Genomic DNA, 21,218 nt, shown 5'->3' with positions numbered 1-21,218 from the left:
TCCCGCAGCGCCGGCTCCGCACGGCCCGTGGACGGTTCGCACGCGGCGTACCTGGGGTGCAGCGTCCATAACCCCGCGTTACAAGCGGGGGGCGGAGGGTCAGGGCAGGAGCAGCTTGTCCGGGGTGATCGGGAGGTCGCGGATCCGTCGGCCCGTCGCGTTGTGGACGGCGCTGGCCACCGCGGCGGCGGTGCCGGTGATGCCGATCTCGCCGATGCCCTTGGCGCCCAGCGGGTTGGCGTGCGGGTCCTCCTCGTCGAGCCAGGTCACGTCGATGTCGCCGATGTCGGCGTGCGAGAGGACGTGGTAGTCCGCGAGGTCGTGGGTGACCACGTGGCCCAGCGCGTGGTCCACGACCGACTTCTCGTGCAGCGCCATCGACAGCCCCCACACCATGCCGCCGATCAGCTGCGAGCGGGCGGTGCGCGGGTTGACGATCCGGCCGCAGGAGAACACCCCGACCATCCGGGGCACCCGCACCTCCCCGGTGTCGACGTTCACCCGGGCCTCCACGAACTGCGCGCCGTAGGAGTGCGTGGCGTACGCCGGCTCGCCGGGCGGCTCGGTGGTCGCCTCGGTGGTGGCACCCGCCTCGGGGGCGTCGCCGTGCTCGACCCGGAACCGCTGGCCGGCCAGCAGGATCGCCGAGCCGTGCGAGGCCAGCCCGGCCGACCCGCCCTCGACGGTGGCCCTGGGCAGCTGAGTGTCGCCGATCTCGAGGTGCACGTGGTCGAACGGCATGCCCAGCGCGTCCGCGGCGATCTGGGTGAGCGCGGTCCACGAGCCGGTGCCGATGTCGGCCGCCCCGATCCGGACCGAGTAGTGGCCGTGGCCGCCGTAGGAGACCGACGCGGTATTGCCCGGCATGAGGTAGGCGGGGTACGTCGAGCTGGCCATCCCGAGGCCGACCAGCCAGTCTCCCTCGCGCCGCGAGCCGGGTGCCCGGCGCAGGTCCCACCCGAAGCGGGCGGCGCCCTCGTGCAGGCACTCGACGAGGTGCCGGCTCGACCAGGGCAGGCCGGTCTCGGGGTCGGTCGCCGGGTCGTTGCGCACCCGCAGCTCGACCGGGTCGAGGCCGACGGTCTCCGCGAGCTCGTCCATCGCCGACTCGAGGCCGAACATGCCGGGCGCCTCCCCCGGCGCCCGCATCCACGACGGCACCGCGACGTCGAGCGCCACCAGCCGGTGCGTCGTACGACGGGCGTCGCCGGCGTACATGCTGCGGGTGCCGACCGTGGTCTGCTCGGCGAACTCCTTGATCCGGGAGGTCTGCTCCACCGCCTCGTGCGAGACCGCCGTGATCCGGCCCTGCGCGTCGGCGCCGAGCCGGACCCGCTGCAGGGTGGGGGTGCGGTAGCCGACGAGCGTGAACATCTGCTGGCGGGTCAGCACGAGCTTCACCGGGCGGCCCGGGAGGAGCTGCGCGGCGAGCACCACCAGCACGTTGTGCGCGTGCGGCATGCCCTTGGAGCCGAAGCCGCCGCCGACGTACGGCGACACCACCCGGATCGCCTCGGGGTCGAGGCCGAGGATCCCGGACAGCCGGGTCCGCACGCCGTGCACGCTCTGCGTGGAGTCGTGCAGGGTCAGCCTCGGACCGTCCTGCCACAGCGCGGTGCACGCGTGCGGCTCCATCGGGTTGTTGTGCTCCATCGGCGTCGTGTAGCGGTGGTCCACCACGAACTCCGCGGCCGCCAGCGCCTGGTCCACCCCGCCGTCGTCGGTGTCCGCGGGGTAGGACGGGTTGACCTGGCCGGGCTCGTAGAGGTCCGGGTGGTCCTCGCGCAGCTCGGTGTCGTGCGGGTGCTGGTCGTAGGTGACCCGGACCAGCTCGGCGGCGTGCCGGGCGGTCTCCGGCGACTCGGCCACCACCGCGCCGATGATCTGGCCGCGGAACGCGACGCCCGGCGACTGCAGGACGGCGTACTCCTGGTCGCTGGTGTCCGCCAGGGCGGGCGCGTTGAGGTGGCTGAGCACCAGCAGGACACCCTCGAGCGCCTCGGCCGCCGAGGAGTCGAACCCGGTGACCCGGCCGCGGGCGACGGTGGCCTGGACCGGGTGCAGGAAGGCGGGGTTGTCCACGACCTGCTCGTAGGCGTACTTCGCCAGGCCCAGCACCTTGGCCTCCCCGTCGATGCGGGCGACGGGGGTGCCGACGGACGCGCGCGGCTCGGTGACGGTCATCGGGATCCTCCGGCGAGGTTGCGCAGCGTGGCGGTGATCGTGTTGACGGCCATCGGCACCTTGAAGGCGTTGCCGTCCAGCGGGACGGCGGCGGCGAGCTCGGCCTCGGCGGCGGCCCGGAACGCCTCCTCGGTGGCCGGTCCCCCGCGCAGCCGCTCCTCGGCGACGCTGGCCCGCCAGGGCTTGTGGGCCACCCCGCCCAGGGCGATCCGGACGTCGTGGACGGTGCCGCCCGAGGCGTCGAGGACGGCGGCGACGGACACCAGCGCGAAGGCGTACGACGCGCGGTCGCGCACCTTGCGGTAGGCCGACCGGCTCGCGTCCGGCAGCGCCGGCAGCTCGACGGCGGTGACAAGCTCGCCCTGCGCGAGCGTGGTGTCCAGCTCGGGCCGGTCACCGGGCAGCCGGTGGAAGTCGCTCATCGGGACGCGGCGCTCGCCGTCCGTGCCGAGCACCACGACGACCGCGTCGAGCGCGGCGAGGGCGACGGCCATGTCCGAGGGATGCGTGGCCACGCAGTGCTCGGAGGCACCGAGGACGGCCGCGCTGCGCTGGAACCCCTCGCGGGCCGGGCACCCGGAGCCGGGCTCGCGCTTGTTGCAGGGCGTGGTGACGTCCTGGAAGTAGACGCAGCGGGTCCGCTGCAGCAGGTTGCCCCCGGTGGTCGCGACGTTGCGGATCTGCCCCGAGGCGCCGGCCAGCAGCGCCTGCGCGAGCACCGGGTACCCCCGTCGTACGGCGGCGTGGGCGGCCAGGTCGGCGTTGCGGACCGCGGCCCCGATCCGCAGGCCGCCGTCCTCGAGGCCCTCGACCTCGTCGAGCGGCAGCCGGCTGACGTCGACGAGCACGTCGGGGGTGGCCACGCCGAGCTTGAGGTGGTCTACCAGGTTGGTGCCGCCCGCGACGTACACCGCCTCGGGGCTGCCGGTCACCCGGGCCACCGCCTCGGCGGGGTCGAGGACCTGCTCGTAGGTGAACGGCTTCACCGGGCCACCTCCGCGATCGCCGCGACGATGTGGGGGTAGGCGCCGCACCGGCACAGGTTGCCGCTCATCCGCTCCCGGATCTCCTCGTCGGTGAGCTCGGCTCCCCCGTCGAGACCGGCCTCGAGGTCCTCGGTGACGTGGCTCGGGTGGCCGGCGCGGGCCTCCTCGAGCATGCCGACGGCCGAGCAGATCTGGCCCGGGGTGCAGTAGCCGCACTGCAGCCCGTCGTGGTCGATGAACGCCTGCTGCACCGGGTGCAGGTCGTCACCGACCCGCAGGCCGGCCGAGGTGACCACGTCGGCGCCGTGCTCGGCGACCGCGAGGCGCAGGCAGCTCAGCGTGCGACGGCCGTCGAGCAGCACCGTGCAGGCACCGCACTGGCCGTGGTCGCAGCCCTTCTTGGGGGAGGTCACCCCCAGCCGGTCCCGCAGGGTGTCGAGGAGCGTGGTCCGGGTGTCCACGGTGACCGTGCGGGAGACCCCGTCGACGGTCAGCGTGAGAGTGGATTCGTGCACCACCCCCCGCTACCCGGGGCGCCGATCGGGAAACCGGTCCGGGACCCTATTCGCCGCGGGTGCCGTCGATGGCCTCGCGCAGCAGGTCGGCGTGCCCGTTGTGGCGGGCGTACTCCTCGACCATGTGGGTGAAGATCCAGCGCAGGTTGTAGGACGTGCCGCCGTCCTCCTCGACCTCGTCGAGGCGGTGCCGGCGGAGCCGGTCGCTGATCGTGTCGACGGTCTCGCCGTAGCGGGCCAGGTCGGCCTCGGCGTCGGCGTGCGGCACGCCGTGGAAGTCCCCGTCGGGGTCGGCCTCGGTGCAGTAGAGCTCGGTGACCGGCTCGCCCAGGAACGGCAGGAACCAGCCCCGCTCGACCTCGGTGAGGTGCCGCACCAGGCCGAGCAGGGTCAGCCTCGAGGTCCGCAGCGGGCGGACCTTGAGCTGCTCGAGGGTCAGCCCCTCGCACTTCATCAGCAGGGTGGCCCGGTGGAAGTCGAGCCACCCGTCGAGCACCTCCCGCTCGTCCCCGACGAACGGCGGCCGCGGCCGGTCGCCGAAGTCGTAGGACACGGCGGCTACGCCTTGACCAGGTAGGGCTCGAGCTCCCCGGCCAGGTCGGCGTGCACCCGGCCGCGCACCCGCGAGCCGTCCCCGGTGTGCTCGACGGACTCGACCTCGCCGCTGACGTGGATCCGGTTCAGCAGGTCGCCGCGCTCGTAGGGCAGCAGCGCGTCGAAGGCGACGCCGGGGTGCGGCAGGTCGGCCTCGACCGCCCGCAGCACGTCGGCGATGCCCTCGCCGGTCTTGGCGGAGACCACCACCGAGTGCGGCTCGCGGCCCTTGAGGCGGGAGATCAGGATCGGGTCGGCGGCGTCGGCCTTGTTGATCACCACGAGCTCGGGCACCTTGTCGGCGCCGATCTCGGCGAACACCTCGCGCACCGCGGCCAGCTGGCCCTCCGGGTCCGGGTGGGAGCCGTCGACGACGTGCAGCACCAGGTCGGAGTCGGCCACCTCCTCCAGCGTGGAGCGGAACGCCTCGATCAGCTGGTGGGGCAGGTGCCGGACGAACCCCACGGTGTCGGACATCGTGTAGATCCGGCCGTCGGAGGTGGTGGTCTTGCGGGTGGTCGGGTCCAGGGTCGCGAACAGCGAGTCCTCGACCAGCACGCCGGCGTCGGTGAGCCGGTTGAGCAGCGAGGACTTGCCGGCGTTGGTGTAGCCGGCGATCGCGACCGAGGGGATCTGGTGCCGCTGCCGGTCCGAGCGCTTGGTGTCCCGGGTGACCCGCATGTGCTTGAGCTCGTTGCGGAGCTTGGCGATCTTGGTGTTGATCCGGCGCCGGTCGGTCTCGATCTTGGTCTCACCGGGGCCACGGCCACCGATGCCGCCGCCCTGCGAGCCCACCCGGCCACCGGCCTGGCGGGACAGGTTGCCGCCCCAGCCGCGCAGCCGCTGCTTCATGTAGTTGAGCTGGGCGAGCTCGACCTGGGCCTGGCCCTCGCGGGACTTGGCGTGCTGGGCGAAGATGTCGAGGATCAGCGCGGTCCGGTCCACCACCTTGACCTTGACCCGGTCCTCGAGGTTCCTGAGCTGGCTGGGCGCGAGCTCGCCGTCGAGGATCACGGTGTCCGCGCCGGTGGCCTGGACGATCTCCTTGAGGCCGTCCACCTTGCCGCGCCCGATGTACGTCGCGGGGTCCGGGCTCTGCCGGCGCTGGTAGAACGCGTCGAGCACCTCGGAGCCGGCCGTCTCGGCGAGCAGGGCGAGCTCGGCCATCGAGTTCTCGGCGTCCTCCACGGTGCCGTCGGTCCAGACCCCCACCAGGACGACCCGCTCCAGCCGCAGCTGGCGGTACTCGACCTCGGAGATGTCCTCCAGCTCGGTGGACAGCCCGGCGACCCGGCGCAGGGCGTGCCGCTCCGCGAGGTCGTAGGACCCGGTGCTCTCCTCGGGGTCCGGTCCGTCCGGGCTCTCCCAGTCGTCGGTCTCCGCGAGGGCGTCGTCGAGGTTGATGTCGTCCCGCTCGTCGATGGGCGTGACGGGGTCGGGCGTGTGGGCGTCGAATTCGTGTGCGCTAGTCATATCCACCAGAGAGAACGTCAGAGCCGCCGGGTGGATTCCCGGCGCCCCTCGATGCTCGCACGGCGCGGCGCCGGGCGGCGATTCATTTTGCGATCCACTCGCCCCGGGCGACCAGCACGGCCGGCCCGGTCAGCTCGACGCGGCCCTGCTCGGTCCAGGTCACCTCGAGCCGTCCGCCGGGCACGTCGACGCGGTACCGCTTGCCCGGGGCGGTCCCGTCGGCGAGCGCCGCCGCGACCATCACCGCGCAGGCGCCGGTGCCGCAGGACCGGGTCTCCCCCGAGCCGCGCTCGTGCACCCGCATCGCGACGTGCCGCCGGCCCCGTCGTACGACGAACTCGACGTTCACGCCGTCGGGGAACTCCTCGGCGTCGTGCCCGGGCGGGTCGAGCAGGTGGCCCGCGTCGGTGAGGTCGTCGACGAACGCGACGGCGTGCGGGTTGCCCATCGACACGTGCAGCGCCGGCCAGGACCGCTCCCCCACCGACACCTTGGTCTCGCCGTGCACGACGGGCTGCCCCATGTCGACGCTGACCAGGTCGCGGCCGAAGGTGAGCGTGCGGGTGCCGGCCCGGGTGCCGACCTTCAGCGGCCGGTGCGGGTCGACGCCCTCGTGCTCGACGAGGTAGCGGCCGAACACCCGCACCCCGTTGCCGCACATCTCCGAGACCGAGCCGTCGGAGTTGCGGTAGTCCATGAACCACTCGGCCTCGCTGCGGGCCGCGACGGCCGCCGGGTCGTCGTACGCCGCGGTGCGGATCGCCCGCAGGACGCCGTCGCCGCCGATCCCGGCCCGCCGGTCGCACAGCCGGGCGACGACGTCCGGGGCGAGGTCGCCGTGCACCGAGCCGTCGGCGTCGGGGAGCAGCACGAAGTCGTTCTCGGTGCCGTGCCCCTTGAGGAACCCGAACGCGCTGGTCACGTCGGCGAGCCTAGCCGCCCGGCCGCTCCGCGACGTCCTTGAGCCGGGCCAGACCCTTCTCGAAGTCCCCGCCGACCAGCTTGTCCATGCTGGTGAACAGCCCCATCGCCTTGACCGCGAGGGTCCGCGGGCCGGTCATCGTCCAGGTCACCGTGGTGCTGCCGTCGTCCAGCGGCTCCAGCGAGAACACCGTGGTGCTGTGCGACTTGAACGGCTTGAGGAAGCGCAGGTCGATCTCCACCCGCGAGCCCGGTGCGACGTCGGTGATCTGCATCCGGCCGGCGCCGGCCTTGCGGTTGCCGGTCCACTCGTAGACCGCACCGGCGCCCTGGGCCGGGCCGGTGTAGGAGCGCGCCATCTGCGGGTCGACGCCCTCCCACGGCGACCACGCGGTCCACCGGTGGAAGTCCACGATCTGCTCCTCCACCTGCGCGGCGGGGGCGTGCACGGTCGTGGACCGCTGGACGGTGTAGGTGCTGGGCTCGCTCATGCGCCAGACGATAGGTGATCGGACCCGGCAGCGGCGATCAGCGGGCGATCAGCGCGAGGGGCGCACCACCAGGGCCGACCCGCCGCCGCGGCGGCGCGGCTCGGAGACGGCGACGAGGTACCCGTGCCGCTTGAACGCGACGGCCGTGGCCGCCCCGATCTCCGAGGCGCTGGTGAACTTGTCGCCGGCCGGGGTCAGCGGGTGCCCGAGCGCCTGCAGGCCGGCGCCGTACTTCTCGATGAACTCCGGCTCGGCGCTGACCGCGGCGGTGTTGCGCTGCGAGCCGCGCGGGTCCGCGATCGTCTGCGGCAGCGAGAGCTGACGGTCGATCCGGTCGGTGATCATCTGCAGCACGGTGGTGATGATCGTCGAGCCGCCGGGCGAGCCCAGCGCCACGACCGGCTTGCCGTCGCGCAGCACGAGCGTCGGCGAGATCGAGGAGCGCGGCCGCTTGCCGGGCTGGATCCGGTTCGGGTCGGCGGCGTCGTACACCGCGGAGAAGTCGGTGAGCTCGTTGTTGAGCAGGAACCCGCGGCCGGGCAGCAGCAGGCCGGAGCCGCCGGTCTGCTCGATGGTCAGGGTGTACTCCACGACGTTGCCGCGCTTGTCGGTGACCGTGAGGTTCGTGGTCTCGACGTTCTCGGTGTCCCGCCGGGCCGTGGTGCCGGTCGAGCTGGTGCCGCCGCAGGTCGGGTCGTACTTCCTCACGTCGCCGGCCGTCGTCGGCTTGGGCATCGCCGTGGTCAGGCTGATCGAGCAGGCCCGCGACGCGGCGTACCGGTCGGAGAGCAGCGTCGCGCGCGGGATCTTCACGAAGGCCGGGTCGCCGAGGTACTTCGCCCGGTCGGCGAACGCCAGCGCGCTGGCCTCGAGGTAGACGTGCAGCTGCTGGGTGCTGCTCAGCCGGCGCAGCGGGAACTGCTCCATGATGTTCAGCGCCTCCCCGACGGTGGTGCCGCCCGAGGACGAGCCGCCCATCCCCCACACGCCGTACCCGCGGTACTTCGCGTACGTCGGGGTGCGGAACAGCGCGCGGTAGCCGGCCAGGTCGCGCCGGGTGAGGTGCCCGGCCGGCACCGGCAGCGCGGTGGTGGAGCTCTTCGGCGGCGACTGGACGTTGTGGGCGATCTCGCGGGCGATCGGGCCGCGGTAGAACCACGAGACGCCCTTGCGGCCCAGCGCGCGGTAGGTGTTGGCCAGCGCGGTGTTGCGGAAGACCGACCCGGTCCTCGGCGCGGTGCCGCCGGGCAGGAACAGCCGCGGGGTGGAGGTGTAGGCCTCGAAGCGCGTCTGGTTGTCCAGGGTCTGCTGGTGGAACGTCTTGTCCACGACGAAGCCGCGGCGGGCCAGCTTCTCGGCCGGGGCGAGCGCGCCCGCCAGCCGGTAGGTGCCCCACTCGCGCAGCGCCTTGGCCCAGGTGGCCGGGGTGCCGGGGACGCCGACGGACACGCCGCTGGTCACCAGCTCGGGGGTGAAGTTGTAGGGCTTGCCGGTGGACTTGTCGATGAACGCGTCGCGGGGCATCGAGGCGGGCGCGGTCTCGCGGCCGTCGATGGTGTGCACCTTCTTCGTCTTCGCGTCGTAGTAGACGAAGTAGCCGCCGCCGCCGAGGCCGGAGCTGTAGGGCTCGGTGACGCCGAGCGCCGCGGCGGTCGCGACGGCCGCGTCGACCGCGTTGCCGCCGTTCTTGAGCACCTGCAGGCCGACCCGGGAGGCCTCGGGGTCCACGGAGGTGACCGCGCCGCCGAAGCCGCGGCTGGTGGGCGTCTTGGTGGAGTACCGGCCGGCGTCGTCGGCGGAGGCCGACGGGAGGGCGACGCCGAGACCGGCGACCGCCGTGGCTCCGGCGACTCCGAGGGCCGCGAACCGGCTCACGCGTGTGCGGTGCATGTGGGTGTTCCTTCCCCGAGGCGAGCGGACGGAGACGTCCTACCCCGTGAGGGTCGCCTCAACCACCGCGGTCGCGACCCGGGCCCGGTCGGGATCGTCCCAGTCCACCCAGGTGATCCGCTGGTCCTTGTGGAACCACGACTCCTGGCGCCGGGCGAAGCGCCGGGTGCCGAACACCGTCCGCTCGAAGGCCTCCTGCTCGGAGCACTCCCCGTCGAGGAACGCCAGCACCTGCTGGTAGCCCAGCGCCCGGTGCGCCGTGCGGCCCTCCCGGAGCCCGGCGCCGGCCAGCCGGCGTACCTCCTCGACCAGGCCCTCGTCCCACATGCGTCGCACCCGCAGCTCGATCCGCTCGTCCAGGACCGGCCGCGGGATCCGGACGCCGACCTGGACGGTGGGCTCCAGGACGTACGTCGGGTCGGGCAGCGTCGCGCTGAACGGCGCGCCGGTGATCTCCACGACCTCCAGCGCCCGCACCACGCGGCGGCCGTTGGCGGGGACGATCCGGGCGGCGGCCTCGGGGTCCACGCCCGCCAGCCGGCGGTGCAGCTCCCCGGACCCGACCACGTCCAGCTCGGCCTCGAGGCGGGCCCGCACCGCGGGGTCGGTGCCCGGGAACTCGAACCGGTCCAGGACGGCCCGGGTGTAGAGCGCCGAGCCGCCGACCAGGACCGGCACCGCTCGCCGGTCCCGGCAGTCGGCGACCACCCCGCGGGCCAGGGCCTGGAACTGCGCTACCGTCGCCGGCTCGGAGACGTCGAGCAGGTCGAGCAGGTGGTGGGGGATGCCGCGGCGCTCCCCGGCCGGCAGCTTCGCGGTGCCGATGTCCATGCCCCGGTAGACCTGCATCGCGTCGGTGTTCACGATCTCCCCGGCCAGCGCCTCGGCGAGGTCCAGGGACAGCTCGGTCTTGCCCGCGGCGGTGGCGCCGACCACGGCCACGACGGGCACGGGGGCGGTCGGGGAACCTGTCGGCCCCACCCGGTCGTTCGGCATGATGAGAGTGTGGCAAAGCCGGCGCGGGTCCCCGTCGTCGGTAGGTCGCAGGTAGGTCGAGACGAAGGAGCACGTCGTGGGATTCCTGGACAAGGCGAAGAAGCAGCTGACCAAGGCCGTCGACCAGCACGGCGACAAGATCGCCCAGGGTGCGGACAAGCTCGGCGACACCCTCAACCAGAAGACCGGCAACAAGCACGCCGACAAGATCGCCAAGGGCAAGGTGCAGCTCAAGAAGGGCCTGGACTCCCTCGACGGCAAGAACGACGACTTCGGGAAGCCGCGGCCCTGACCCCCGGACGCCCTGCGCGGGGCAATCTCCCGCCGCGTCGTTTTGCGACGCCCGGCGCGGGTACCTCGACCGGATGAGCCACACACCCGAGCAGAGCGACTCCCCGACCGGTCCCGAGAACCCGCGCGGACCGGCCGGGCCCGACGCGCCGGCCCCGCCCGGCGGCCCGCTGCGCAGCGACGCGCCCGCCGGCTCCACGAGCCCGGGCGGTCCCGAGCAGTCCGGCGACGACCCCTGGCTCGACGACCCGGCCCCGAGCGGCGAGGAGGACCCGGACTCCGGCGCGGACCCGGCGCAGGCCGGTGACGGGGCGTCGTACCCTGCTCCGGACGGCGAGATCCACGCCCGCACGCAGACCGAGCAGGCCAACGAGGAGCTGCAGGAGGAGAACGCCGAGACGGCGCTCGACCAGCCCTCGGACGGCTCCGGCGGCGAGTAGCCCTACCCGTAGGAGACACGATGAGCGAGAACACGCTGGACCCCGCCGACTTCGTGGGCGAGCCGCCCGCCGGCGACGCCCACCCCGGGGACTTCATGTCCAACGACCAGTCGGACCCGGCGGCCGTGGCCGAGGACCCGGCCGGCACGGCGGACACGGGCGACGAGTCATGAGCGGCGACGAGCGCGAGACCGTCAACCGCGAGTCGCACCCCAACGCCGGCGGTCCGGAGGGCCTGGCCGGTGACATGGGGCTGAGCAGCGAGCGCCGGGACGGCTTCGAGGGCGTGGAGGGCACCGGCAGCGCGGCCTCCTCCCAGGGGCACACCGACGGCGAGTCCGCTCTCGTCAGTGCCGGGGACACCCCGGACACCGACCCGGCCGACCACCCCGTCGACGCCGACGAGGCCCCGGACAAGCCGGACCAGACGTCCCCGGCGACGCACGTGGACCGGACGGTCGGCGAGGTGCAGCCCGACCCGGTCGCCCACAAGCACGAGTTCGACCCGGACCGGAACCCCGGCCACTGAGCCACCGCACTAGGGTCGCGGGCATGACCGACCGCTTCGTCGTCGTGCCCGCGGCCTACGTGTTCCTGCTCCGCCCCGCCCCGATGCCCGGGGGCCGCGAGGTGCTCCTGCAGCTGCGCCGCGGCACCGGATACATGGACGAGCACTGGGCGGCCGCGGTCGCCGGCCACGTCGAGCGGGGCGAGACGGTGTTCGCGGCCGGGGCGCGCGAGGCGGCCGAGGAGGTCGGGATCACCGACGTCGCGCTGGTCCCGTGGTGCGCCATGCAGCGCACCGGCGCCGACGGCCTGCCGATCGACGAGCGGGTCGACTACTTCTTCACCGCGACGACCTGGACCGGCACCCCGCGGATCGTCGAGCCGGACAAGTGCGCGGACCTGCGCTGGTTCAACCTGGACGCGCTGCCCTCGCCCGTCGTACCCCACGAGCTGCGGGTGCTCGGCACGATCCGCGCCGGCAGCACCCCCGCGATCCTCACCCACGGCTTCTGACCGCGGCGCCCGGCGGTCAGCGGGCGCAGGCGTCCGCGTCGGGCAGCGGCGCGGGGACCCCGACGGTCGGCAGGCCGAGCGGGACGCCGACCGGCTTCGGCGCGGTCCGGTTCTCCCAGGCGTCCCCGGCGCGCGTGCGGCGTACGGTCTGCACGGGCGAGTCGGCGACCAGGTGGTGCGGCGCCGCGTAGGTGACCTCGACCTCCACCATGTCCCCCGGGCGTACGTCGACCGGGGAGCCGTCCCGGTCCACCGGGGTGAAGTGCACCAGCCGGTTGTCGCGCGCCCGACCGGACAGCCGGTGGGTCGCGGTGTCCTTGCGGCCCTCGCCCTCGGCGACCATCAGCTCGACGGTCCGCCCCACGACGCGCTTGTTCTCGTCCCAGGCGACCTGGTCGGCCAGGCCGACCAGGCGCATGTAGCGCTCCTGGACGACGGACTTGGGGATCTGGTCCTCGAGCACCGCCGCCGGCGTGCCGGGGCGCTTGGAGTACTGGAAGGTGAACGCGCCGGCGAACCGGGCCTGCTCGACGACCTTCATGGTCTCGAGGAAGTCCTCCTCGGTCTCGCCGGGGAAGCCCACGATGATGTCGGTGGTGATCGCCGCGTCGGGGATCGCGGCCCGGACCCGGTCGATGATGCCGAGGAACTTCGACTGCCGGTAGGACCGGCGCATGTCCTTGAGCACCTTGTCCGAGCCGGACTGCAACGGCATGTGCAGCGACGGCATCACGGTCGGCGTCTCGGCCATCGCGGCGATCACGTCGTCGGTGAACTCCGCCGGGTGCGGGCTGGTGAACCGGATCCGCTCCAGCCCCTCGACCCGGCCGCAGGACCGCAGCAGCTTGGAGAACGCCTGCCGGTCCCCGAACTCCACGCCGTAGGCGTTGACGTTCTGCCCCAGCAGGGTGACCTCGGTGACGCCTTCGGCGACCAGCGCCTCGATCTCGGCGAGGATCTCGCCGGGGCGGCGGTCCTTCTCCTTGCCGCGCAGCGCCGGGACGATGCAGAACGTGCAGGTGTTGTTGCAGCCCACCGAGATCGACACCCAGGCGGCGTACGCCGACTCGCGCTTGGTCGGCAGCGTGGAGGGGAAGACCTCGAGCGACTCGAGGATCTCGACCTGCGCCTCCTCGGCGACCCGGGCCCGCTCGAGCAGCACCGGCAGCGAGCCGATGTTGTGGGTGCCGAACACCACGTCGACCCACGGGGCCCGGCGGGTGATCTCGCCCCGGTCCTTCTGCGCCAGGCAGCCGCCGACGGCGATCTGCATGCCCGGGTGGGCGGCCTTCACCGGCGCGAGGTGGCCGAGGTTGCCGTAGAGCTTGTTGTCGGCGTTCTCCCGGACCGCGCAGGTGTTGAACACCACCACGTCCGCCTGCTGCTCGGCCGGCGCGGCGACGTACCCCGCGTCCTCCAGCAGCCCGGTCAGCCGCTCCGAGTCGTGGACGTTCATCTGGCAGCCGTAGGTGCGGACCTCGTAGGTGCGCGCGGGGGCGTGGGAAAGGGTGCTCATGACCGGTCCAGGGTACGGCGCCCGCGGGCCCGCACCGAATCCCGGGAGGGCTCAGCCGGCGTCGGGGTTCCGCTCCGGCGTCGACGGGGTCCCCGGTGCCGTGCGGGGCGGCAGGCGGTCGCCCGGTGCGGACGTCGTCGGCGCGCTCTTCCTGGCCGGCGCCTTCTTCGCGGCGGTCTTCTTCGCGGCGGTCTTCTTGGCGGGCGGCTGCGGGGCGGAGGCCTTCTTCGCCGCGGTCTTGGCCACGTCGGCCGGGGACGCCGTCTTCTTCACGGCGGGCGTCTTCTTCGCGGCCGGGGCCTTCTTGGCCGGGGCCTTCTTGGTCGGGGCCTTCTTCGTCGGGGCGGGGGCCGGGGTCGGCGCGACGGTCGGCGCCGGCGACGGGACCGGCCGCAGCTGCGCGGGTGACGTGGCCCGCGGCGACGGCGCGTCGGTGTGCGCGACCTTGCCCCGGCCGGCGCGCTCGACGACGGCACCGACGGCACCCTGGACCGCGCCGCCGGCCGCGGCCACGGCCGTGCGGACGACCTGCCCGGCGACCATCCGGCCGATCGCGGCGGTCCCCTTCACGCCGTCGACCAGCCTGCCGATCGGGTTCGTGCTGCGAGGCATGTGGATCCCTTCCGTCGAGGTGCTGCGTCGTTCCCGGCGAGTCAAGCACACCCCCTGGCACGCCCCTTCGGCCGCTGTGCTCGACCTCCGTTAGTTGCATTTGCACACGGAGTAACCACTTCGCAACCACGAACGGGCTACCTTCAAATGGTCATTGCGAGCCGTGATCGCTAGGTTTTCGGGCATGAGTGCCCCCGCAGACACCCCGACGGCGTCCTCCGGCACGCCCGCCGGCGACGGCCTGGTCGTGCTGGACCACGTCGACAAGTGGTTCGGCGACCTGCACGTCCTCCAGGACATCACCCTCTCGATCAAGCGCGGCGAGGTCGTCGTGGTGATCGGGCCCTCCGGCTCCGGCAAGAGCACGCTGTGCCGGGCGATCAACCGCCTGGAGACGATCGACAAGGGCACGATCAGCCTGGACGGTCAGCCGCTGCCCGCCGAGGGCAAGGCGCTCGCGCACCTGCGCGCCGAGGTCGGCATGGTCTTCCAGAGCTTCAACCTCTTCGCGCACAAGACGATCCTCGAGAACGTCACGCTCGGACCGATCAAGGTCCGCGGCCTCCCCAAGGACCAGGCCGAGGCCAAGGCCACCGAGCTCCTCGAGCGGGTCGGCGTCGGCCACCAGGCCGCGAAGTACCCCGCCCAGCTCTCCGGCGGCCAGCAGCAGCGCGTCGCGATCGCCCGCGCCCTGGCCATGGAGCCCAAGGTGATGCTCTTCGACGAGCCGACCTCCGCGCTGGACCCCGAGATGATCAAGGAGGTCCTCGACGTCATGGTCGACCTCGCCCAGGGCGGCATGACGATGGTCGTGGTCACCCACGAGATGGGCTTCGCGCGGACCGCGGCGAACCGCGTGATCTTCATGGCCGACGGCCAGATCGTCGAGGAGAACACCCCCGAGGAGTTCTTCACCCGCCCGACGTCGGACCGCGCCAAGGACTTCCTCGGCAAGATCCTCAAGCACTGATCGATCCCGTTCCCGGCCCGGGGGAAACCTGGCCGCCCAGCAAGGAGAAATCATGCGCAACATCCGCTCCAAGACCCTGCTCGCCGCAGTCGGGCTCGCCCTGTCCGTGAGCTCGCTCGCGGCCTGCGGCAACGCCGGCAGCAGCGACTCCGAGAGCGTCGACGTCAAGGTCGACGACAAGGCCGCCTCCAGCTTCGACGACGGCACCAGGATGAAGGAGCTCGCGGACGCGGGCAAGATCACCATCGGTGTGAAGTTCGACCAGCCCGGCATCGGCTTCAAGGGGGCGACCGACGACGCGCCCAAGGGCTTCGACCCCGAGATGGGCAAGATCCTCGCCGCGTCGCTGGGCATCCCGGCCGACAAGATCACCTGGAAGGAGACGATCTCCGACAACCGGGAGCCGTTCCTCCAGAAGGGTGAGGTCGACCTCGTCATCGCGTCGTACTCCATCACCGACGACCGCCGCAAGGTCGTCGGCCAGGCCGGCCCGTACTACGTCACCGGCCAGCAGCTGCTCGTCAAGAAGGGCAGCGACATCAAGAGCGTCGACGACATCAAGGGCAAGGAGGTCTGCTCGGTGACGGGCTCGACCTCGCTGGACAACGTGGAGGCCAAGGGCGCGAAGCCGCGCGGCTTCGACACCTACTCCGAGTGCCGCGACCAGGTCGCCGACGGCTCGGTCGACTCGATGACCACCGACGGCGCGATCCTGCTCGGCTACGCCGCGCTCGACCCCGACAACCTCGAGGTCGTCGGCGACCCGTTCTCCGAGGAGCGCTACGGCATCGGCTACTCCAAGGACTCCCCGGAGATGTGCCAGTGGATCACCGACACGATCAAGAAGGCCGAGGACGACGGCACCTACGACAAGGCCTTTGAGGCCACCCTCGGCAAGTCCGGCGTCGACACCCCCGAGGCGCCCAAGATGGACGCCTGCACCTGAGTCGCTAGCAGCACGGCAGGGGCGCTCGGCTCGAGCGCCCCTGTCCCTTCCCCCTGACCGACGGAGGTGGCCCCCGGAGTGGACGCAGTCTTCTCGCAGTTCGACCTGGTGCTCAAGGCGTTCCTGCTGACCCTCGAGCTCTTCCTGCTCGCGGGCGTGCTGTCGCTCGCCTTCGGCACCCTGCTCGCGGCCGCCCGCGTCGGCCCGGTAGCGGTCCTGCGCCGGGCGGCGGGGCTCTACGTCACCCTGGTCCGCAGCACGCCGCTGCTGATCATCTTCATCTTCGTGTTCTTCGGTCTCCCCCAGATGGACATCCAGCTGCCCTTCCTGGTCAAGGGCGTCGTCTCGCTCACCTTCTACACCTCCTCGTTCGTGTGCGAGGCGATCCGCTCGGGCATCAACGCGGTCTCCGTCGGGCAGGCCGAGGCGTCCCGGGCGATCGGCCTGACCTTCGGCCAGTCCATGCGGTACGTCGTCCTGCCGCAGGCCCTGCGCGCGGTGGTGCCGCCGCTGGCCAGCGTGCTGATCGCGCTGGCCAAGAACACCTCGGTCGCGGCCGGCTTCGGGCTGCTCGAGGCCACCGCCCGGATGCGCTACTTCACCAACGACCAGGCTGACGCCCGCACGTGGATCTTCCTCACCTTCGCGATCGGCTACATCGTCATCGTCGAGCTGATCTCCGCCGGGGCCGGCAGCCTCGAGCGCCGCTGGAAGGTGGCCCGATGAGCACCAGCGTCCTCTTCGACGTACCGGGTCCGAAGACCCGTGCCCGGCACCGGATCTACACCGTGGTGGCCTGGGTCGCGCTGGTCGCGGTGATCGCCGCGGTGCTGATGCGGATGAGCAGCACCGGGCAGCTCGCCTACGCCAAGTGGGAGCCCTTCGTCACCCCGAGCTACATCTCGGCCCTGCTGGTCGACGGCCTGCTGAAGACCCTCCAGATGGCCTTCTCGTCGGTCGTCGCCGCGGTCCTGTTCGGGGTGGTGTTCGGGATCGGCAAGCTCTCGGACCACGCCTGGCTGCGCTGGCCGTGCTGGGCGGTCGTGGAGTTCTTCCGCGCCGTCCCGGTGCTGCTGATGATGATCTACATCTTCTTCGCCTTCGGCGCCGGCGAGGGCGGGATCGGGTCGTACTGGTCGGTCGTCATCGCCCTGACGCTGTACAACGGCGCGGTGCTGGCCGAGGTGTTCCGGGCCGGCATCCAGGCCGTGCCGGCGGGGCAGGGCGAGGCGGCGTACGCGCTCGGCCTGCGCAAGTCCCAGGTGATGATGCAGATCCTGATGCCGCAGGGCGTGAAGATCATGCTGCCCTCGATCATCAGCCAGTGCATCGTGGCGCTCAAGGACACCAGCCTGGGCTACGTGATCCTGGCGCCGGGCCTGACCCGCGTGGGCAAGTCGATCTTCCTGGAGTTCCAGAACCAGGTGCAGACCGCGATCGTGCTGGCCGCGTTCTACATCCTGGTGAACCTCGCCCTGACCTGGATCGCGACGTGGGCGCAGCGCAAGTTCGTCGGGGAGAAGGCCGTCCTGGTCACCGACGGCGGCGACCGGTCAGGCACGGCGGGCTTCCAGATCTAGCGGACCGGCCTGTCGGTCACCCACAGCCGGATGACGCCCTCGACGACGACCGTGCCGTCGTCGCGGACGCCCCGGACCCGGACGGGTACGTCGGGGTCGTCGCCGGCCCACTGACCGGGGTCGGTCTCGGCGACGCAGGTGATGTCGCTGGTCGCCTTGGCGGTGTAGCGGACCTCCATGCCCTTGGGGATCCAGCGCTTCGTGCGCGGCACCGAGGCCTCGGCCAGCGCGCCCATCGCCGCCTCGAGCCCGTTGCAGATCGCGATCACGTGCACGGTGCCGAGGTGGTTGTGCACCGCCCGGCGCTTGCGGACGGTCAGCTCGGCGTAGTTCGGCCGCAGCTCGACGAACCGGGGGCGCACCGTGCCGAAGTACGGCGCCTTGAGCGTGAACAACCGGGAGAACACCCGGTGCCCCTGGGGCAGCCGGGTCACCTGGCGGTACATCGTCAGCACGTCCATGCCGGAGATTGTATTACTCCCCAGTAACAAGGCGGTGACGGCCCCCCGGGGGTCCCCTCCCCCGCCGACCCGGGCAGTAGTTCACCCCGACCCGGGCAGTAGTTCACCCCGACCCGGGCCTTGGCTCACCCCGGCCCGGGTCCACCCAGGATGCTCGGGACGTCCAGGGTGCACCCGACCACGGTGTCGACCCGGCCGTCGGGCTGCGGCTCGTCGAACCACAGCCCCCGGTCGAAGCCGAGCTTGTCGAGCACCCGGAGCGACCCGGCGTTGCGGTGGTCCGGGGCCGCGAACAGCTCGGTGACCGCCGGGTAGTGCGGGCAGACCATGTCGCGCAGGTAGCACCAGAGCATCCGGGTGCCGATCCCCCGGCCCACCCACGACGGGTCGCCGATCAGGTAGTCGAAGCCGACCGCGTCGGGCTTGGCGGTCAGCAGTGCGTACTCCGGGTGGTCGCCGACCCGGTAGTCCTGGAGCATCCCCACCGACCTGCCGTTGAGCTCCAGCACCCACAGCCGCGTCGGGTCCTCGCCGTCCAGCGCCGGGCCGTAGTGTCGTTCGGCCGCGGCGAGGTCGCGGGCCTCGTCCTGCCACCAGCGGGCGACGTACGGCTGGGCCTGCCAGGTGACGACGTCCGCGAGGTCGGCCCGGGTCAGCGGACGGAAGGCGACGGTCGCCCACGGGATCGCCCGCACCCGAGCGACCGGGTCGTCGGGCGGTTCCCCGGCGGGACGCGGCCCGACCCGCACCGTGTCCGGTACGTCGACCGCGAGCACCGCCCACGGACCCGACAGGTCCACGGCCCACACGTCGGCGCCGACGATCCCGGTCGCGCGCTGCACCGCACGCAGCGCAGTGCCCTGCACGGACTCCCCCGGCTCGCGGCGCTCGCGCAGCACGGCGTACCCGTCCCGCCGGCTGCGCACCACGACCGCGCAGCCGTCCCGACCCTGCCCGGCGGTCACCGAGCCGTCACTTGTGCCGCGACACGCGGGGAGATGGGCTGCACGGGTGACGGGTCAGCGGGCGGTCTCGGTGGCGCGGGACTCGCGGATCACGGTCACCTTGATCTGCCCGGGGTAGGTGAGCTCCTCCTCGAACTGCTTGGCGATGTCGCGGGCCAGCAGCTGCGCCTCCACGTCGTCGACCACGTCGGGCGCGACCATCACCCGGACGTCGCGGCCGGCCTGCATCGCGAACACCTTGACCACCCCGGTCTTGGCGAGCGCGATCTCCTCGAGCCGGTGCAGCCGGTCGACGTAGGCCTCGAGCGACTCGCGCCGGGCGCCGGGACGGCCACCGCTGATCGCGTCGGCGGCCTGGGTGAGCACCGCCTCGACGGTGCGCGGCTCGACCTCGTTGTGGTGCGCCTCGATCGCGTGCACGACGTCCTCGTGCTCGCCGTAGCTGCGGGCCAGGTCGGCGCCGACCAGCGCGTGCGAGCCCTCCACCTCGTGGGTCAGCGCCTTGCCGATGTCGTGCAGGAACGCGCCGCGCACGCAGGTGGTCCGGTCCACCCCGAGCTCGTCGGCGAGCAGCCCGGCGGCGTGCCCGGACTCCACGAGGTGGGCGAGCACGTTCTGGCCGTAGGAGGTGCGGTAGCGCAGCCGGCCCAGCGTGGCGACCAGGTGCGGGTGCAGGTCGGTGATGCCCATCTCGAGGGCGGCGTCCTCGCCGGCCCGCACGCAGAGCCGGTCGACCTCGACCACGCTGCGCGCGTGCACCTCCTCGATCCGGCTCGGGTGGATCCGGCCGTCGCTGATCAGCTCCTCGAGCGAGAGCCGGGCCACCTCGCGACGGACCGGGTCGAAGCAGCTCAGGATCACCGCGCCCGGAGTGTCGTCGATGACCAGGTTGACCCCGGTGACCTGCTCGAAGGAGCGGATGTTGCGGCCCTCGCGGCCGATGATCCGGCCCTTCATGTCCTCGGCGGGCAGCTGCACGACCGAGACCACGCTCTCCCCGGTCTGGTCGGAGGCGAGCCGCTGGATCGCGGTGGCCAGGATCCGCTTGGCGCGGACGTCGGCCTCCTGCTCGGCGGCCCGCTCGATGGCGCGGGCGTTCAGGGCACCGGTGCGGCGGGCCTCGTGCTCGATGGACTCCACCAGGGCGGTGCGGGCGTCCTCGGCGGTCAGCCCCGCCACCCGCTCGAGCTCCCGGCGCCGGGCCTCCTCGAGGTCGGCGAGCTCGGCGCGGTGCCGGTCGAGCGCCGCCTGCGCGTCCGCCACCTCGTGCGCCCGCTCGTCGAGGCTGCGCACCTCGTGGTCGAGGCGCTGCTCGCGCTCGGTGATCCGCTGCTCGCGCCGCTCGATGTCCATCCGCTGCTCGTGCAGGTCGCGCTGCGCGTCGCGGTGCGCCTCCCGGTGGGCGTCCTCGGCCGCGGGCGTTGGGGGGCCCGGCGTCCCGGACCGGCGGCTCAGCAGCAGCACCCCGGCGGCCACGGCGACGACCACCACCCCGGCCACGAGCAGCACGACGAGCAGCAGCTCGACCGGACCGATGCCCAGCACCAGGGGGCCGGGATCCGGGACCTGCTGTGCCATCTCCGGCTCCTGTTCCGTGCACGACCGCGCACGGGGTCAGTTGTCGTCAGCGTCGGGCCCCGCGCACGCACCCGGGGGCACGGTCGGGGTATGCGCGAATCTAGGTGCCCCGCCCGAGCCGGTCAAGGCGAGCCGCCCCCGGGGTCAGTCGAAGCGCTCGTGCACGTCCTCGGTGTCGTGACCGAGCCGGTCGAGCTCCTCGCGGACCACCCGGAAGCAGGTGCCGGCGGGATACCCCTTGCGGGCGAGCATGCCGGTCAGCCGGCGCACCGCGACGTCCCGCTCGAGGTGCGCGGCGGTGCGCAGCTTGCGCCGGACCAGGACCCGGGCGGCCTCGACCTCGTCGTCGGGGTCGACCTCGTCGAGCGCGACCCGGGCGAGCTCGTCGTCGACTCCCTTGCGGCGCAGCTCCTGGGCCAGCGCCCGCCGGGCCAGGCCCTTGCCGGGCTGGCGGGACTGCACCCAAGCCCGGGCGAAGGCCTGGTCGTCGACGAGGCCGACCTCCTCGAACCGGTCGAGCAGCCGGGTCGCCACCTCCGCTGGCACGCCCTTCGCCGCGAGCTTGCCGGCCAGCTCGGAGCGGCTGCGGGCCTGGCCGGTCAGCTGGTCGAGCAGGATCTTGCGGGCGACGGCCTCCTGGTCGGCGTCCGGTCCCGCGGAGACTGGGTCCTCGGGAGCCGGGCCTTCGGGAGCCGGGTCCGCGGGGAGCTCGATCCCGGCGTTCGCGAGCCAGGCCCGGACGCCGTCGTGCACGTCGCCGGTCGACGAGGACGCAGAGCCGCCCGCCTG

At 72.7% G+C, this 21,218-nt stretch carries 24 protein-coding genes; 9 read left to right on the top strand and 15 right to left on the bottom strand.

All coding sequences use genetic code 11. The annotated features are described in order from the left end of the window. Positions 1 to 99: 99 nt before the first annotated feature. The 9 genes from KRR39_RS05290 to miaA form a co-directional block, all read right to left on the bottom strand. Positions 100 to 2,184 (bottom strand): xanthine dehydrogenase family protein molybdopterin-binding subunit, encoded by a 2,085-nt coding sequence (locus tag KRR39_RS05290; RefSeq protein ID WP_216941054.1) that lies wholly within the window; start codon positions 2,182 to 2,184, stop codon positions 100 to 102. Then, entirely contained in the window at positions 2,181 to 3,170 is a 990-nt protein-coding gene (locus KRR39_RS05285) for an FAD binding domain-containing protein (RefSeq protein ID WP_216941053.1), read from the bottom strand. Before KRR39_RS05285 ends, KRR39_RS05290 begins: the two co-directional genes overlap by 4 nt. Beyond that, a complete protein-coding gene (locus KRR39_RS05280; RefSeq protein ID WP_216941052.1) occupies positions 3,167 to 3,685 on the bottom strand; it encodes a 2Fe-2S iron-sulfur cluster-binding protein in 519 nt (172 codons plus the stop codon). The genes KRR39_RS05285 and KRR39_RS05280 overlap by 4 nt, the downstream gene beginning before the upstream one ends. Positions 3,686 to 3,731: 46 nt before the next feature. Then, on the bottom strand, positions 3,732 to 4,238 hold the full coding sequence (locus KRR39_RS05275) for a DinB family protein (protein WP_254185528.1): 507 nt from the start codon (positions 4,236 to 4,238) through the stop codon (positions 3,732 to 3,734). A gap of 5 nt (positions 4,239 to 4,243) precedes the next feature. Next, positions 4,244 to 5,752, bottom strand: coding sequence for a GTPase HflX (gene hflX / locus KRR39_RS05270; protein ID WP_216941051.1), 1,509 nt, complete (start codon positions 5,750 to 5,752; stop codon positions 4,244 to 4,246). 82 nt (positions 5,753 to 5,834) lie between these two features. Further along, a complete protein-coding gene (dapF, locus tag KRR39_RS05265; RefSeq protein ID WP_216941050.1) occupies positions 5,835 to 6,674 on the bottom strand; it encodes a diaminopimelate epimerase in 840 nt (279 codons plus the stop codon). A gap of 10 nt (positions 6,675 to 6,684) precedes the next feature. Then, positions 6,685 to 7,164, bottom strand: coding sequence for an SRPBCC family protein (locus tag KRR39_RS05260; protein ID WP_216941049.1), 480 nt, complete (start codon positions 7,162 to 7,164; stop codon positions 6,685 to 6,687). Between the two features lie 48 nt (positions 7,165 to 7,212). Next, a complete protein-coding gene (gene ggt, locus KRR39_RS05255) occupies positions 7,213 to 9,054 on the bottom strand; it encodes a gamma-glutamyltransferase (RefSeq protein WP_216941048.1) in 1,842 nt (613 codons plus the stop codon). A 39-nt stretch (positions 9,055 to 9,093) separates the two neighbouring features. Beyond that, complete coding sequence (gene miaA / locus KRR39_RS05250) at positions 9,094 to 10,050, bottom strand: tRNA (adenosine(37)-N6)-dimethylallyltransferase MiaA (protein WP_216941047.1); 957 nt, start codon at positions 10,048 to 10,050, stop codon at positions 9,094 to 9,096. Between the two features lie 76 nt (positions 10,051 to 10,126). On the opposite strand from miaA, the gene KRR39_RS05245 reads away from it, so the two are divergent. The 5 genes from KRR39_RS05245 (at position 10,127) to KRR39_RS05225 (ending at position 11,801) form a co-directional block, all read left to right on the top strand. After that, positions 10,127 to 10,342 carry an antitoxin gene (locus KRR39_RS05245; RefSeq protein WP_216941046.1) on the top strand — a complete coding sequence of 72 codons (216 nt, stop codon included), beginning with the start codon at positions 10,127 to 10,129 and terminating at the stop codon, positions 10,340 to 10,342. Between the two features lie 73 nt (positions 10,343 to 10,415). Then, complete coding sequence (locus KRR39_RS05240) at positions 10,416 to 10,781, top strand: hypothetical protein (RefSeq protein WP_216941045.1); 366 nt, start codon at positions 10,416 to 10,418, stop codon at positions 10,779 to 10,781. 20 nt (positions 10,782 to 10,801) lie between these two features. Further along, the gene (locus KRR39_RS05235; protein ID WP_216941044.1) at positions 10,802 to 10,954 is read left to right on the top strand and encodes a hypothetical protein; all 153 of its coding nucleotides are present in this window, start codon (positions 10,802 to 10,804) and stop codon (positions 10,952 to 10,954) included. Next, entirely contained in the window at positions 10,951 to 11,310 is a 360-nt protein-coding gene (locus KRR39_RS05230) for a hypothetical protein (RefSeq protein ID WP_216941043.1), read from the top strand. The genes KRR39_RS05235 and KRR39_RS05230 overlap by 4 nt, the downstream gene beginning before the upstream one ends. A 23-nt stretch (positions 11,311 to 11,333) precedes the next feature. Next, positions 11,334 to 11,801, top strand: coding sequence for an NUDIX domain-containing protein (locus KRR39_RS05225; protein WP_216941042.1), 468 nt, complete (start codon positions 11,334 to 11,336; stop codon positions 11,799 to 11,801). Positions 11,802 to 11,817: 16 nt separating this feature from the next. On the opposite strand, the gene miaB is transcribed toward KRR39_RS05225, so the two are convergent. Then, complete coding sequence (gene miaB, locus KRR39_RS05220; RefSeq protein ID WP_216941041.1) at positions 11,818 to 13,317, bottom strand: tRNA (N6-isopentenyl adenosine(37)-C2)-methylthiotransferase MiaB; 1,500 nt, start codon at positions 13,315 to 13,317, stop codon at positions 11,818 to 11,820. Between the two features lie 51 nt (positions 13,318 to 13,368). Further along, positions 13,369 to 13,929: a hypothetical protein gene (locus KRR39_RS05215; protein WP_216941040.1), complete on the bottom strand. Its 561-nt coding sequence runs from the start codon at positions 13,927 to 13,929 to the stop codon at positions 13,369 to 13,371. Between the two features lie 184 nt (positions 13,930 to 14,113). Between KRR39_RS05215 and KRR39_RS05210 the strand changes: the two genes are divergently transcribed. The 4 genes from KRR39_RS05210 to KRR39_RS05195 all read left to right on the top strand — a co-directional run bounded on the left by KRR39_RS05210 (position 14,114) and on the right by KRR39_RS05195 (position 17,425). After that, a complete protein-coding gene (locus tag KRR39_RS05210) occupies positions 14,114 to 14,899 on the top strand; it encodes an amino acid ABC transporter ATP-binding protein (RefSeq protein ID WP_436972032.1) in 786 nt (261 codons plus the stop codon). Between the two features lie 52 nt (positions 14,900 to 14,951). Further along, the gene (locus KRR39_RS05205) at positions 14,952 to 15,845 is read left to right on the top strand and encodes a glutamate ABC transporter substrate-binding protein (protein ID WP_216941039.1); all 894 of its coding nucleotides are present in this window, start codon (positions 14,952 to 14,954) and stop codon (positions 15,843 to 15,845) included. Between the two features lie 78 nt (positions 15,846 to 15,923). Next, positions 15,924 to 16,571, top strand: a complete 648-nt coding sequence (locus KRR39_RS05200; RefSeq protein WP_216941038.1) for an amino acid ABC transporter permease — start codon at positions 15,924 to 15,926, stop codon at positions 16,569 to 16,571. Next, positions 16,568 to 17,425 (top strand): amino acid ABC transporter permease, encoded by an 858-nt coding sequence (locus KRR39_RS05195; protein WP_216941037.1) that lies wholly within the window; start codon positions 16,568 to 16,570, stop codon positions 17,423 to 17,425. The genes KRR39_RS05200 and KRR39_RS05195 overlap by 4 nt, the downstream gene beginning before the upstream one ends. Here the strand turns inward: KRR39_RS05195 and KRR39_RS05190 are convergent. The 4 genes from KRR39_RS05190 to KRR39_RS05175 form a co-directional block, all read right to left on the bottom strand. Beyond that, positions 17,422 to 17,886, bottom strand: a complete 465-nt coding sequence (locus KRR39_RS05190; protein WP_216941036.1) for a hotdog fold domain-containing protein — start codon at positions 17,884 to 17,886, stop codon at positions 17,422 to 17,424. The genes KRR39_RS05195 and KRR39_RS05190 overlap by 4 nt on opposite strands. Before the next feature lie 125 nt (positions 17,887 to 18,011). Beyond that, a complete protein-coding gene (locus KRR39_RS05185) occupies positions 18,012 to 18,851 on the bottom strand; it encodes a GNAT family N-acetyltransferase (protein WP_216941035.1) in 840 nt (279 codons plus the stop codon). 54 nt (positions 18,852 to 18,905) lie between these two features. After that, positions 18,906 to 20,429 (bottom strand): ribonuclease Y, encoded by a 1,524-nt coding sequence (gene rny / locus KRR39_RS05180; protein WP_216941034.1) that lies wholly within the window; start codon positions 20,427 to 20,429, stop codon positions 18,906 to 18,908. Positions 20,430 to 20,573: 144 nt separating this feature from the next. After that, positions 20,574 to 21,182, bottom strand: coding sequence for a regulatory protein RecX (locus KRR39_RS05175; RefSeq protein ID WP_216941033.1), 609 nt, complete (start codon positions 21,180 to 21,182; stop codon positions 20,574 to 20,576). Between the last annotated feature and the right edge of the window lie 36 nt (positions 21,183 to 21,218).

The organism is Nocardioides panacis (assembly GCF_019039255.1).
GTDB lineage: Bacteria > Actinomycetota > Actinomycetes > Propionibacteriales > Nocardioidaceae > Nocardioides_B > Nocardioides_B panacis.
Note: the sequence above shows the minus strand (reverse complement) of the source record. Positions and strands in the feature narration are given on the sequence as shown.